Annotated in this window: 11 protein-coding genes and 3 tRNA genes; 9 read left to right on the forward strand and 5 right to left on the reverse strand. The window is 45.6% G+C overall.

All coding sequences use genetic code 11. The features are described 5' to 3' along the window. Nucleotides 1–69: 69 nt before the first annotated feature. A complete protein-coding gene (gene folD, locus H9J30_RS08205; protein WP_240130569.1) occupies nt 70–924 on the reverse strand; it encodes a bifunctional methylenetetrahydrofolate dehydrogenase/methenyltetrahydrofolate cyclohydrolase FolD in 855 nt (284 codons plus the stop codon). Between the two features lie 354 nt (nt 925–1,278). On the opposite strand from folD, the gene H9J30_RS08210 reads away from it, so the two are divergent. The 9 genes from H9J30_RS08210 (at nt 1,279) to ppiD (ending at nt 10,364) form a co-directional block, all read left to right on the forward strand. Continuing rightward, nucleotides 1,279–1,355, forward strand: a tRNA-Pro gene (locus H9J30_RS08210). 89 nt (nt 1,356–1,444) lie between these two features. Continuing rightward, a tRNA-Arg gene (locus H9J30_RS08215) sits at nt 1,445–1,521 on the forward strand. A 9-nt stretch (nt 1,522–1,530) separates the two neighbouring features. Continuing rightward, a tRNA-His gene (locus tag H9J30_RS08220) sits at nt 1,531–1,606 on the forward strand. A gap of 261 nt (nt 1,607–1,867) precedes the next feature. After that, on the forward strand, nt 1,868–3,172 hold the full coding sequence (gene tig / locus H9J30_RS08225) for a trigger factor (protein ID WP_240130570.1): 1,305 nt from the start codon (nt 1,868–1,870) through the stop codon (nt 3,170–3,172). Nucleotides 3,173–3,261: 89 nt separating this feature from the next. Beyond that, entirely contained in the window at nt 3,262–3,870 is a 609-nt protein-coding gene (clpP, locus tag H9J30_RS08230) for an ATP-dependent Clp endopeptidase proteolytic subunit ClpP (RefSeq protein ID WP_011071916.1), read from the forward strand. A 99-nt stretch (nt 3,871–3,969) separates the two neighbouring features. Beyond that, nucleotides 3,970–5,250: an ATP-dependent protease ATP-binding subunit ClpX gene (gene clpX, locus H9J30_RS08235; protein WP_240130571.1), complete on the forward strand. Its 1,281-nt coding sequence runs from the start codon at nt 3,970–3,972 to the stop codon at nt 5,248–5,250. A 132-nt stretch (nt 5,251–5,382) separates the two neighbouring features. Further along, entirely contained in the window at nt 5,383–7,740 is a 2,358-nt protein-coding gene (gene lon, locus H9J30_RS08240) for an endopeptidase La (RefSeq protein ID WP_240130572.1), read from the forward strand. Nucleotides 7,741–7,984: 244 nt separating this feature from the next. Next, the gene (gene hupB, locus H9J30_RS08245; protein WP_486669440.1) at nt 7,985–8,272 is read left to right on the forward strand and encodes a nucleoid-associated protein HU-beta; all 288 of its coding nucleotides are present in this window, start codon (nt 7,985–7,987) and stop codon (nt 8,270–8,272) included. Between the two features lie 226 nt (nt 8,273–8,498). Then, nucleotides 8,499–10,364 carry a peptidylprolyl isomerase gene (gene ppiD / locus H9J30_RS08250; protein WP_240130573.1) on the forward strand — a complete coding sequence of 622 codons (1,866 nt, stop codon included), beginning with the start codon at nt 8,499–8,501 and terminating at the stop codon, nt 10,362–10,364. Between the two features lie 166 nt (nt 10,365–10,530). On the opposite strand, the gene H9J30_RS08255 is transcribed toward ppiD, so the two are convergent. The 4 genes from H9J30_RS08255 to H9J30_RS08270 all read right to left on the reverse strand — a co-directional run bounded on the left by H9J30_RS08255 (nt 10,531) and on the right by H9J30_RS08270 (nt 13,943). After that, nucleotides 10,531–10,743 carry a TOBE domain-containing protein gene (locus H9J30_RS08255; protein WP_011071920.1) on the reverse strand — a complete coding sequence of 71 codons (213 nt, stop codon included), beginning with the start codon at nt 10,741–10,743 and terminating at the stop codon, nt 10,531–10,533. A gap of 118 nt (nt 10,744–10,861) precedes the next feature. Continuing rightward, nucleotides 10,862–12,064: an enoyl-ACP reductase FabV gene (fabV, locus tag H9J30_RS08260; protein ID WP_240130574.1), complete on the reverse strand. Its 1,203-nt coding sequence runs from the start codon at nt 12,062–12,064 to the stop codon at nt 10,862–10,864. A gap of 105 nt (nt 12,065–12,169) precedes the next feature. Next, entirely contained in the window at nt 12,170–12,955 is a 786-nt protein-coding gene (locus H9J30_RS08265; RefSeq protein WP_011071922.1) for a peptide ABC transporter ATP-binding protein, read from the reverse strand. Further along, a complete protein-coding gene (locus H9J30_RS08270; protein ID WP_240130575.1) occupies nt 12,936–13,943 on the reverse strand; it encodes a peptide ABC transporter ATP-binding protein in 1,008 nt (335 codons plus the stop codon). The genes H9J30_RS08265 and H9J30_RS08270 overlap by 20 nt, the downstream gene beginning before the upstream one ends. Nucleotides 13,944–13,946: the final 3 nt, after the last annotated feature.

Below are 13,946 nucleotides of genomic sequence, written 5' to 3' on the forward strand. Positions count from 1 at the left end.
TCGATAATAAAAAACCTGCCAATGGCAGGTTTTTTATTCTTGTGGAACCTAGAACCTAGAACCTAGAACCTAGTCGTGATATTGCTCAGCGGCATATAAGGTGTTTTCTAATAGACTCGCAATGGTCATTGGGCCGACACCGCCAGGCACTGGCGTAATAAAGCTGGCGTTTTGCGCTGCAGTTTCATATTGCACGTCACCCACTAAGGTGCCGTTTTCTAAGCGGTTGATACCTACATCGATAACGATTGCGCCGGGTTTAATCCACTCACCTGGGATAAAGCCGGGTTTACCCACTGCTACTACAACTAAATCGGCCTGACGGATCTTTTGTTCTAAATTTTTCGTAAAGCGATGGCATGTGGTTGTGGTGCATCCTGCAAGTAGTAGCTCCAGTGTCATCGGGCGGCCAACGATGTTCGATGCGCCTACTACAACGGCATCTAAGCCATAGGTATCAACACCCGTTGATTTGATTAAGGTCATGATCCCCATTGGGGTACATGAACGTAATACAGGAATTCGCTGGGCTAAACGGCCAACGTTATAAGGGTGAAAACCGTCGACATCTTTATCGGGGCGAATGCGCTCGATCACTTTAGAGTCTTCGATATGCGCAGGCAACGGCAGCTGGACTAAGATCCCATCGATGCTTGGATCATCGTTGAGTTGATTAATCAGTGCTAAGAGTTCAGCTTCACTGCAGCTGGTGTCGAGATCATAGGAGCGAGAAATAAATCCCACTTCTTCACAGGCTTTACGCTTACTGCCAACATAAACCTGAGAGGCGGGGTCGGCTCCAACGAGAATGACGGCTAAACCTGGTACGCGTTGTCCAGCCTCTTTACGGGCAGTTACTTGTTCGCGAAGTTGTGTGCGGATGGATTGAGCAATCGCCTTGCCGTCGATTATTTGGGCTGTCATGGGTGTAGGATATCCTTTATATGGGCGATGGTGAAAACAATTGTTAACACAGAGATTGGCAATCGCGGCTATTTTAACAGGGCGTTGCGGGTGTGTCATGGCAAATGCCGTCGTGAAATGGATAAATAAAAGCGTATTCGACTGATAATTCAGCATCTAGCGTGAACGGTTAAAAAAATCGTTGACGGGTGCAAAGTGAGGGGATAAGATGCGCTCCGTTCTCAAGCAGATGTGTTGATTTGCATTGAAAACTTAATACTCGGTGATTAGCGCAGTCCGGTAGCGAATCCAGATTTTGGATGAGAGCCGACCAGAGGAAACCCTCTAAGTTAATGCCAAATATAGTAAGACCTTCGGTGATTAGCGCAGTCCGGTAGCGCATCTGGTTTGGGACCAGAGGGTCAGAGGTTCGAATCCTCTATCACCGACCACTTTATTGTTATTTGCTTAGTCAGTGAATAACATGGATAGCCAAACGCTATCCAACGCCGGTTAGGATGCAGAGTAATCTGTAGACCATGCGCCCGTAGCTCAGTTGGATAGAGCACCCGCCTTCTAAGCGGGTGGTCGCAGGTTCGAATCCTGCCGGGCGTACCAGTTTCAGTGGTGATTGTAGCTCAGTTGGTAGAGTCCCGGATTGTGATTCCGGTTGTCGTGGGTTCGAGCCCCATCAGTCACCCCATTTTTAGTACTTTGAGTACAAAATAAAAAAAGCGACCTCTGGTCGCTTTTTTTATACCCTAGATTCGGCCGTTGAGGCTCGACTCTATACAAAACGGTGGCTATAATGTCGCGTCTTGATAGATATCAACTAACAGCGACCTGTGCCAAAAGCCAGTAGTGGTGGGCATTGTAGTCAAATTTAATGATCAAGAAACGAATACCTGAATAGTTGAAGATTCGACTATTACAAAGGACGTTAGACAAATTTCGAGGTAAAACAATGCAAGTTTCTGTTGAAGCAACCCAAGGCCTAGAGCGTCGCCTGACCATTTCTGTTCCTGCTGAACAAATTGAAAAACTGGTTAAAGACAGTTTACAACGTGAAGCTAAGCGTGCTCGTATTCCAGGTTTCCGTCCTGGCAAAGTGCCTGTTACTGTAATCAACAAACGTTATGGCGCTGCTATTCGTCAAGACATCACTGGTGAAGTGATGCAACGTAACTTTATCGAAGCGATTATCGCAGAGAAATTAAACCCAGCCGGTGCACCGACTTTTGTACCAGGTGCGACTGACGGCGAAAAATTTGAATTCGTTGCAACTTTTGAAATCTACCCAGAAGTTGAGCTGAAAGGTTTAGATGCAATCGAAGTTGAACAACCAAAAGCGTCAGTGACGGATGCTGACGTAGACAGCATGATCGAAACTTTACGTAAGCAACATGCAACTTTCGCAGCAGTTGAGCGCGAAGCAGCTGACGGCGACAAAGTGAAAATGAACTTTGTGGGTTCTGTTGACGGTGTTGAATTCGAAGGCGGTAAGGCTGAAGATTTCGAACTGCAATTAGGCAGCGGTCGTATGATCCCAGGTTTTGAAGCGGGTATCTTAGGTCACAAAGCGGGTGAAGAATTCGTTATCGACGTGACTTTCCCTGAGGAATACCACGCTGAAAACTTAAAAGGTAAAGCGGCTAAGTTTGCTATCACCTTAACTGAAGTGTTAGCGGCTAACTTACCAGAAGTAAACGATGAGTTTGCAGCATTATTCGGTATCACTGAAGGTGGCTTAGAAGCACTGAAAACCGAAATTCGTAAGAACATGAACCGTGAACTTGAGCAAGCGTTAAAAGCTAACGTGAAAGAGCAAGTGATTGCAGGTTTATTAGCGAACAACGACATCGAACTGCCAAAAGCACTGATTGATGGTGAAGTTAACGTATTGCGTCAACAAGCGATGCAACGTTTCGGTGGTCAAAGCGCTAACATGCCTGAACTGCCAGCTGAGTTATTCACTGAGCAAGCAGCTCGTCGCGTGAAAATCGGTCTGTTACTAGGTGAAGTGATCAAGACTAACGAACTGAAAGCTGAAGATGAGCGTGTACAAGGTTTAATCGCTTCTATGGCTTCTGCTTATGAAGATCCAAGCGAAGTGATTGCTTATTACAACAGCAATAAAGAGCTGATGCAAAACATGCGCAACGTTGCGCTTGAAGAGCAAGCTGTTGAAGCACTGCTAAAAACGGCTAAAGTGACCGAAAAAGAAGTCGCTTTTGAAGAATTTATGAACAAGGCTACAGGTCGCGCATAAGCTAAGCTTGACTTGATTAGCAGTTCGCCATTTATAATGGCTCGTATGAGGCTCCTCATGCGAGCCATTTTTATTTAGGGAAATGAATAATGCATAATGCGTCAGATATACAAAGTGCTTTAGTGCCTATGGTGATCGAACAGACTGCTAAAGGTGAACGCTCATTTGATATTTATTCTCGTTTGTTAAAAGAGCGGATTATCTTTTTAGTGGGCCAAGTAGAAGAGCATATGGCGAATCTGATTGTGGCGCAGTTACTATTCCTTGAGTCAGAAAGCCCTGATAAAGATATTTTCTTATATATCAACTCACCTGGTGGATCTGTTACCGCGGGTATGGCAATTTACGACACCATGCAGTTTATTAAGCCTAATGTGAGCACTGTGTGTATTGGCCAAGCGGCTAGCATGGGCGCATTTTTATTAGCGGGCGGTGAAAAGGGCAAGCGTTTCTGCTTACCTAATTCGCGCGTTATGATCCATCAACCTTTGGGTGGTTTCCAAGGTCAGGCTTCTGATATCGCGATTCATGCTCAAGAGATTTTGGGCATTAAGAATAAACTGAACCAGATGTTAGCTGATCACACTGGACAACCCCTCGAAGTAATTGAGCGTGATACCGATCGTGATAACTTCATGAGTGCTACTCAAGCTGTAGAATATGGTTTAGTTGACGCAGTGATGACTAAACGCGGCTGATTTTTACTTTCGACTGGGCTATGCTCTGTAAAGTAAAGCTGAGTTGACAGTGAACAGATTTAAAATAAGCAGTAGAGCAGACTGCAAATGAGGTAATTAATGGGCGACAACAAAAATAATGGTGACAGCGGTAAATTGCTGTACTGCTCTTTTTGCGGTAAGAGCCAGCATGAAGTCAGAAAACTGATTGCAGGCCCATCAGTATATGTATGCGACGAATGCGTAGAACTATGTAACGACATCATTCGTGAAGAGATTAAAGAAATCTCTCCCAAACGTGATAATGATAAATTGCCCACGCCACACGAGTTGCGCGCGCATTTAGACGATTATGTGATTGGTCAGGACAGAGCTAAAAAAGTGCTTTCTGTTGCGGTATACAATCACTATAAGCGCCTTAAAAATTCATCTCCAAAAGATGGTGTTGAATTAGGCAAAAGTAACATTTTGCTTATTGGCCCAACGGGTAGTGGTAAAACGCTGCTGGCCGAAACGCTTGCGCGCTCATTGAACGTGCCCTTCACCATGGCTGATGCGACCACACTGACTGAAGCGGGTTATGTGGGCGAAGACGTTGAAAACATCATTCAAAAACTTTTGCAAAAGTGCGATTACGATGTTGAAAAAGCGCAACGTGGTATTGTTTATATCGACGAAATCGACAAAATCAGCCGTAAATCGGACAACCCGTCTATCACCCGTGACGTATCGGGTGAAGGCGTGCAGCAAGCACTGTTGAAGCTCATCGAAGGTACGGTTGCCGCGGTTCCGCCACAAGGTGGTCGTAAACATCCACAGCAAGAGTTCTTACAGGTTGATACCTCTAAGATCCTATTTATCTGTGGTGGTGCATTTGCAGGCCTTGAAAAGGTGATTGAGCAGCGTGCTCACGTTGGTTCGGGTATCGGTTTCGGTGCGCAAGTGAAGGGCGAAAAAGATAAGGCTACGATTTCTGAAACCCTATCTCAGGTGGAGCCGGAAGATTTAGTCAAATATGGTCTAATCCCTGAGTTTATCGGCCGTCTACCGGTTGTAGCGACGCTTACAGAGTTAGATGAAGAAGCCCTAGTGCAAATTTTGTCTGAACCTAAAAATGCCTTAACGAAACAATACAACGCGCTGTTTGAGATGGAAGGTGTTGAATTAGAGTTTCGCGAAGATGCGCTTAAAGCCATTGCTCATAAGGCAATGTCCCGCAAAACCGGTGCACGTGGCTTACGTTCAATCGTAGAAGGTATCTTACTCGATACAATGTATGATATCCCTTCGATTGATGGCGTTGTAAAAGCGGTTGTTGATGAGTCAGTCGTTAATGGTGAGTCAGCCCCCATTCTTATTTATGAGCACAACGAAGCTCAAGCTGCTTCTGGCGAACAATAATTGTACAGAACGCTAATAAACTGAAAATCAAGGAGTCCAATGGGCTCCTTTTTTCGTATTGACCATTGAAAGGGCATAAACCGCCCCAATATACTCCCTAACAAATCCCTTTTATTTAAACGGAATCGAACTATGACCTTAGAGCGTGAAGCGCATATCGAACTCCCCGTGCTGCCACTGAGAGATGTGGTGGTCTATCCCCATATGGTAATTCCGTTGTTCGTTGGCCGAGAAAAATCGATTCGTTGTCTCGAAACAGCAATGGCCCAGGATAAGCAAATTATTTTAGTTGCTCAGCGTGATGCTGAGTTAGACGAGCCAGCTAAAGACGATATCTTTAACGTTGGTACTGTGGCATCTATTCTGCAACTGCTTAAACTGCCGGACGGGACGGTAAAAGTACTGGTAGAGGGTGGTCGCCGAGCCCGTATTACCCGTTATACCCAGGAAGCTGATTTTTTTGTGGCAAAGGCCGAGTATCTCGAATCTGAGCCTTTAGAAGATAAAGAAGAAGAAGTGTTAGTGCGCAGTGCGATTGGTCAATTTGAAGGCTATATCAAGCTGAATAAGAAGATCCCGCCGGAGGTATTAACCTCACTTTCTGGTATCGATGAAGCCGCGCGCCTTGCCGATACTATGGCGGCCCATATGCCACTCAAGCTTGAGGATAAACAATCTGTCCTTGAGATGACTAATATTGGCGAGCGTCTGGAATATCTAATGGCGATGATGGAGTCGGAAATCGACCTGCTACAGGTTGAGAAACGCATCCGCACCCGCGTTAAAAAGCAGATGGAAAAAAGCCAACGTGAGTACTATCTCAACGAGCAAATGAAAGCCATCCAAAAAGAATTGGGTGACTTAGATGAAGGCCATGATGAATTTGAAGTCTTAAATCGTAAGATTGAAGAAGCCAACATGCCAAGTGATGCCAAAGAAAAGGCCGTCGCTGAGCTGAACAAATTACGTATGATGTCACCGATGTCTGCCGAAGCGACCGTGGTTCGTAGCTATGTGGATTGGATGACGTCTGTGCCTTGGAGCCAACGCTCTAAAATCAAACGCGATTTAGCTAAAGCCCAAGAAGTGCTCGATACTGACCATTATGGTTTAGAGAAAGTTAAAGATCGCATTCTGGAATATCTCGCGGTTCAAAGCCGTGTGCGTCAACTTAAGGGGCCAATTCTGTGTTTAGTTGGACCTCCAGGTGTGGGTAAAACCTCATTGGGTCAATCAATTGCCAAGGCGACTGGTCGTAAGTATGTGCGTGTTGCTTTAGGTGGCGTGCGTGATGAAGCGGAAATCCGTGGTCACCGCCGTACTTACATTGGCTCTATGCCAGGTAAAGTCATCCAAAAAATGGCCAAAGTGGGCGTGAAAAACCCCTTATTCTTGCTGGATGAAATCGACAAAATGAGTTCGGACATGCGTGGTGACCCAGCATCAGCACTGTTAGAGGTGCTTGATCCTGAGCAAAACGCGACCTTTAACGACCACTACCTCGAAGTCGACTACGACTTATCCGATGTGATGTTCGTGGCGACCTCTAACTCGATGAACATTCCAGGCCCGCTACTGGACCGTATGGAAGTGATCCGTCTGTCGGGTTATACCGAAGACGAGAAGCTGAATATCGCTAAGCAGCATCTCCTGACGAAACAAATCGAGCGTAACGGCTTAAAAGCCTCTGAAATTAAAGTCGATGACAGTGCGATTGTCGGTATTATTCGCTACTACACTCGCGAGGCGGGCGTACGTTCACTCGAGCGAGAATTGTCGAAGATTTGCCGGAAGGTTGTGAAGATGATCCTGCTCGACAAATCCGTCAAGTCAGTGACTGTGACAGCGGAAAACCTCAAGTCTTTCCTTGGTGTGCAGCGTTTTGACTATGGTAAAGCAGAATCAAATAACCAAATCGGTCAAGTGACAGGTCTTGCTTGGACCGAAGTGGGTGGTGATTTACTGACCATTGAAGCGACGTCTGTGCCTGGTAAAGGCAAGTTAACTTATACAGGCTCCCTTGGCGATGTGATGCAAGAGTCGATTCAAGCAGCGATGACAGTTGTTCGCGCCCGTGCTGAGCAATTAGGTATCAATGGCGACTTTTATGAGAAGCGTGATATCCACGTGCATGTGCCAGAAGGTGCGACACCCAAAGATGGCCCATCTGCGGGGGCGGCTATGTGTACTGCGCTTGTTTCAAGCCTCACAGGTAACCCTGTGCGTAGCGACGTGGCTATGACGGGGGAAATTACCTTGCGTGGTGAAGTATTACCTATCGGTGGTTTAAAAGAAAAACTGCTGGCGGCACACCGCGGCGGCATAAAATTGGTGCTTATTCCAAAAGAAAACGAGCGTGATTTGGAAGAAATTCCTGCCAATGTGATTGCTGATTTAGAAATTCGTCCCGTGCGTTGGGTCGACGAAGTGTTAAAACTGGCACTTGAAAGACCGGTTCAAGGCTTTGAAGTGGTTAAAAACTTGGCATAACGCAAGAAATTGCGCTATCACGTTAAAAAAAATGAAAAAAGGGGCTTAACAAAGCGCAGACCTGTGGTAGCCTAGGTCTGTGGAGAGCCAGCTGCTCCAAGCCCTTGGCGCAACTGGCTTTGAGCTGTATCCAGTTTTATTTCTTTGGTTTTCGAACTCAGCTTGAACTTTGAATTCAAGCTTGTTATAAAAGCCTCCGCAGACCGCTCTAGAGACGGATTTGGTTGCGGCGCAAAAAAATTACATTCAAGGGGATGACATGAACAAATCTGAACTAATCGAGAAAATCGCTTCTGGTGCTGACATTTCTAAAGCCGCTGCTGGCCGTGCACTGGATTCTTTTATCGCAGCTGTGACCGAAGGTCTGAAAGATGGCGATAAAATTTCTCTTGTTGGTTTTGGTACTTTTGAAGTGCGTGAGCGCGCTGAGCGTACTGGTCGCAACCCACAAACGGGTGAAGAAATCAAAATCGCAGCAGCAAAAATTCCAGCATTCAAAGCTGGTAAAGCTCTGAAAGACGCTGTCAATTAATTTTTGATATCGTAGCCTTTGTAAGGCGTTCGTAATGATAAGCACTGTTAAAACAGTGCTTTTTACGAATTGAAAGTAATGGATTTTGAAGGTAAATTTCTACCATTACTTGGGGTTTTAGCACTTACCTGTGGTAGCGTCTGAATAATCCCTATAAATTACAGAAAGGCGCATCTCAACGTGATGCGCCTTTTTATTTTGTTAATCGCAACGAGCGAGATATCTGATGTTAGAAAAGATCCGCGATGGTTCGCAAGGCGTGATTGCTAAAGGCATTCTCGTACTTGTGATTTTATCTTTTGCATTTGCAGGCGTAAGTAGCTATTTAGGCTCAACCTCCGAAGTCCCTGCTGCAGAAGTCAACGGTGATAAGATCACTAAAGCCGAGTTAGAACAAGCCTATCAGAGCGAACGTGCTCGTATGGAACAACAACTGGGTGAAATGTTTGCTGCGTTATCTGCTGACGAAAGATACCTAGAAAGCATTAAGCAGAGCGTACTCGAACGTTTAGTGGCTGACAAACTAGTCGATCAAGCTGCCGCTGCGATGGGGTTGCGCATTTCTGACGAGCAAATTATTGAGGCGATTAAATCCGAGCCCGCTTTCCAAACAGACGGTAAATTTGATAACGAGCGTTATCAAGCCATTTTGCGCCAGTTAGGTTATCAACCACAAACCTTCAGAAGCATGATGCGTGTAGATATGACTCGTCGTCAGCTAACGGCAGCTTTGGTTGGTACTGAATTTGTTTTACCCGGTGAAGCAAAACAGCTAGCTGAGCTTCAAGGTCAAACTCGTGACATTCGTTATTTGGTCGTTGATTCAGCGCCATTCTTAGCCAATGCATCTGTAACCGATGAGCAAGTGAAAAGTTACTATGACGCTAACCAAGGGCAATTTATGAGCCCAGAGAAGGTGAGCCTAGAGTATGTTGAATTAAATGCGGCGGATTTTGCCAAAGACAGTAAAGTGACTGAAGAAGAAGCGCAGACTTACTATGATGAGCATAAAGCCCAATACGTGTCTAACGAAAAACGTTTAGCTGCGCATATCTTAATTGCTCTTGGTAATGATGAGGCGGCCGCGAAAGCCAAAGCGGAAGATTTAGCTAAGCAACTCGATAGCGGTGCTGATTTTGCTGCGTTAGCCAAAGCGAACTCGGAAGATACCTTGAGTGCTGAGCAAGGCGGTAAATTAGACTGGTTTGAACCCGGTGTAATGGACCCAACATTCGATACTGCACTTTTTGCATTGCAAAAAGGTCAGCATTCAGGTGTAGTGAAAACTGATTTTGGTTTCCACATCATTAAACTGTTAGACATTCAGCCTGGTACCACTGTGCCATTTGCTGATGTCAAAACGAAGATTTTTGCTCAGTTGCAAGAGAAAAAAGCGGTAGATCAATTCTATAGCCTGCAAAGCAAACTGGCTGATACCAGCTACGAAGTACCTGATACCTTAGCCGAAACCGCAAAAGTGGTGGGTGTTGAGATAAAGACAACACCGCTATTTTCACGTGATGATGTGCCAGCGGCGCTGAATAAGCCCGATGTCGTTAAAGCTGCATTTTCAGACTCAGTGATGCGTCAAGGGCTAAACAGTGAAGTGATTGAGCTTGAGCCTAATCATGTAGTGGTTATTCGCATGAAAGAACATCACGATGCCGGTACTATGCCATTAGCAGAAGTGAAAGCAGGTATTGCGGAGCGTTTAAAGCAAGAACAAGCAAACGAAGCGGCCCGTGCTAAAGCTGAAGAGTTAATGGCGCAAGTGAAAGCGGGCGCTGCTGATGTGAGCTTAACCGCTAAGGCTAAATTGGGTCGTGGTGCGCAAGATGTCGATGCTGCTATTGTGGGTAAAGCCTTCCAAATGCCAACACCGAGTGCTGCGCCAGTAGTAGGTACTGTTGGTTTAGCAAACGGTTACGCTGTGGTAGCTCTGGATAAAGTCAATGCGGCAGATTCTGTTAGTGATGAATTAGTCAATGCGCTTAAACAACGCTTAAATGCACAATACAGCGAAGCGGATTACCGTGGTTTGATTGAGTCACTTAAAGCAAATGCGAAAGTGCTCTATCCTGTAGAAGGTTAAGAACAGAGGGATAACGCTCAGTTATCCCTTAATAGTGCCTTAACATGATGGTTTTGTTACTAAAAAGATAAAAAGGCCAAGTATTCACTTGGCCTTTCTATTTGTCTCTACGATGAATTGCTTAATGATGTTTGTTTAGCAAGCAGCAGAGATAATCATTATGGATTTAATCATCAACGCCAATCATTACACTGCTGGCTTTTATCAGCGCGTAGGCAGAATCTCCCACCTTTAAGTTTAAACGCTCACAGGAAGCTTTTGTGACGACAGAGGTTAATACCACGCCTGGTGCTAACTCGATGGTGACTTCATTGTTTACTGAGCCAATTTCAATCGCGGTAATTTTGCCACTTAGCGTGTTACGTGCACTGATCTTCATTTTTTATCCTTATTTAGTGTTTAAATACTCATGCTAGTCTAGCGTATTGTCAGCCATTTTCGGCAAATAAAAACGCCACCCGAGGGTGGCGTTTTACATAAGTGATTAAACTGTTTGATTAAAGCTCAATCACATCGAACTCAACGTAGGGGTTTACGTCAGCGTCATAGTCGATGCCTTCGATACCAAAGCCGAATAACTTGATAAATTCGGCTTTATATTCTTGATAATCGGTCAGTTCTGACAGATTCTCTGTCGTTACCTGTGGCCACAGATCACGGCAATGCTGCTGGATATCTTCACGCAATTCCCAATCGTCTAGACGTAGACGGTTATCGCTGTCAGTTTCAGGTTTTGCACCATCGGCACGGAAAAGACGCTCGCTGAACATGCGATAGATTTGTTCCATACAGCCTTCATGCAGGCCTTCTTGGCGCATTTTCTTAAACACCATCGCAATATATAGTGGCATCACTGGTATCGCAGAACTGGCTTGAGTGACAACGCTCTTAAGCACGGCAACGTTGGCGCTACCGCCTGTCACTGAAAGCTTGTCGTTTAAGGCTTTTGCAGCACGGTCTAAGTCCATTTTGGCTTTACCTAGTGCGCCATGCCAGTAAATTGGCCAAGTTAGTTCAGTACCAATGTAGCTATAAGCAACGGTTTTACAGTTGTCGCTCAATACGCCAGCTTCAGCGAGCGCGTTAATCCACAATTCCCAATCTTGGCCGCCCATTACAGTAACAGTATCGGCAATTTCTTGTTCTGTAGCAGGTTCTACTATGGCTTCAATAATGCAGTCTTTATTGGTGTCTACCGCTGTTGCAGTGTAAGTCTCACCAATTGGTTTGAGCGCTGAGCGCACCACCTCGCCAGAATCTGGCAGTTTACGTACTGGCGATGCTAATGAATACACCACCATATCCACTTGACCTAAGTCTTGTTTGATTAGCTCAATGACTTTTTGCTTGGCTTCATGGCTAAAGGCATCGCAGTTAATGCTTTTAGAATATAAGCCTTCAGCTTTAGCAAACTTATCAAAGGCGGCAGAGTTGTACCAACCTGCAGTACCAGGTTTAGCTTCGGTACCTGGTTTTTCGAAGAACACGCCAATTGTGGCTGCCTCGCTACCAAAAGCGGCGGCAATACGAGAAGACAGGCCGTAACCACTGGATGAACCAACAACAAGCACTTTTTTCGGGCCGTTGGCGATTTTGCCTTTGGCTTTGGTCAAGGCAATTTGTTCTTGGACGTTAGCTTCACAACCAACGGGATGAGTGGTGGTACAAATGAATCCACGAATTTTGGGTTTGATAATCATGTTTAAGCTTCTTCTATCAAAATGACCAATAGGATAAATACTTCGGCAACTAAATGGCATCTATTTTTAGCCAATTTACCTGAATATTTAAGTGGTTGGAGCAGTTTAACGTTTGTGAACAAACAGGCTCTGCTCCTGAACAAGCCTTTGGGTATATTCATGCTGAGGCGAATTAAATATCTGTTCTGTAGGGGCTTTTTCAACCATTACCCCTTTGTGTAATACCATAATTTTATCGCTAACATGGCGAATAATATTAAGGTTATGGGACACGAAAATGTATGACAAACCTAGGTCTTTTTGCAATTTCAGCAACAAATTGAGGATTTGCGAGCGGACAGAGAGATCCAAAGCGGTCAGGGCTTCATCGGCGATAATGATTTTTGGGTTGAGCATGAGTGCTCGCGCTACGGCGACCCGTTGTTTTTGACCTTCAGAAATCATATGCGGATAAAAGTCAGAATGCTCGGGTAATAAACCAACTTTTCTTAGTGTGTCAATTACTTGAGTGTTACGCTCTTTCGCGGATAGCTGAGTATTGAAGCGTAAAGGTTCATCGAGCAATTGGCCAATAGTCAGTCTTGGGTTGAGCGACGTATTAGGGTCTTGGAAAATCATCCGAATGAGGCGGCAGCGTTGTTTGATATTGCGGCTATCTAAAGCTTCGCCTTCGAAATAAATTTCACCGCCGCTGCGAGGTTCAGCGCCCACTAAAATGCGTGCTAAGGTACTTTTACCTGAGCCCGCTTCACCCACGATAGCCAAGGTCTCACCGCGATTCAGCTCGAACGAGACCGGTGCGAGGGCATCGTTATATTGGCGGGTAAAACCCTTATAACCGGTGTCATATCTTTTAAAGAGATCGTTAACTTTAAGCAGTGGGGTCGTCATTTGTCGTTTCACCGTGGTAAGGGAAATGGCAGGCAAAGTAGCGGTCTCTCGAATGACTTAAACTTGGCTGATTAACACATTTCTTTTGCGCTTCTGGGCATCTTGGCCCCAAGCGACAACCAATTGGCAGATGTTGCAAAGCGGGTGCAGATCCTGGCAGCGTAGGCATAATCGCTTTGTGCGCCTCTATCCCCGAGTAATCAGGCATATTATCTAATAACGCCTTAGTGTAGGGATGATAGGGCTGATTAATCAGTTCATCCGTTGGGCCGGACTCCATCACTTGGCCGCAATAGAGCACGGATAAGTGATCGCACCACTGGGCTAGGGTTTCAAGCTCGTGACTAATGATTAAAATCGACACGTTTTGCAATTGGTTGAGCTGCGACAATAGGCGGAAAATTTGTGCTTGAGTGCTGAGTTCCATCGAGTTTGTCGGCTCGTCAGCAATCAATAATCTTGGCTGGTTAGCAATCGCCATGGCGATCATCACTTTTTGACATTCGCCCTCTGACAACTCCCAAGCGTAGCTGGACATGACTTTTTGCGGATTTTTAATGCCGACTTTGTGAAGCCACTTTTGCGCCGTGAGCTTGGCATGTTTATGCTTTTGCCAAAAAAAGGCCTTAGGATTTTTCGGCATCGCTTGCATAAGCTGACTGCCTACAGTTTGCGAAGGATCAAGGCTGCCTGAAGGGTCTTGGAAGATCATCGCCATATCCGAACCCATCAGATTACGGCGCTCCTTTGAACTCATGGCCATCAGATTATTACCATCCCACATCATGCGGTCGGCTGTAATGGTCCAGTTGGGGCCTGGGATCCCAAGAATTGCTCTGGCAAGCAGGCTGCGTCCTGAGCCTGATTCCCCCACTAAACCGTGGATTTCACCGGCATTGAGGGTCAAGCTCACTTTCTCAAGGGCCCGCACTTTGCCGTGGGGCGTGTCGAGTTCAATGGTCAGGTTTCTAACGTCGAGTAATGGCATAGG

The sequence above is a fragment of the Shewanella cutis genome (assembly GCF_022410515.1).
Taxonomy (GTDB): Bacteria; Pseudomonadota; Gammaproteobacteria; order Enterobacterales; family Shewanellaceae; genus Shewanella; species Shewanella cutis.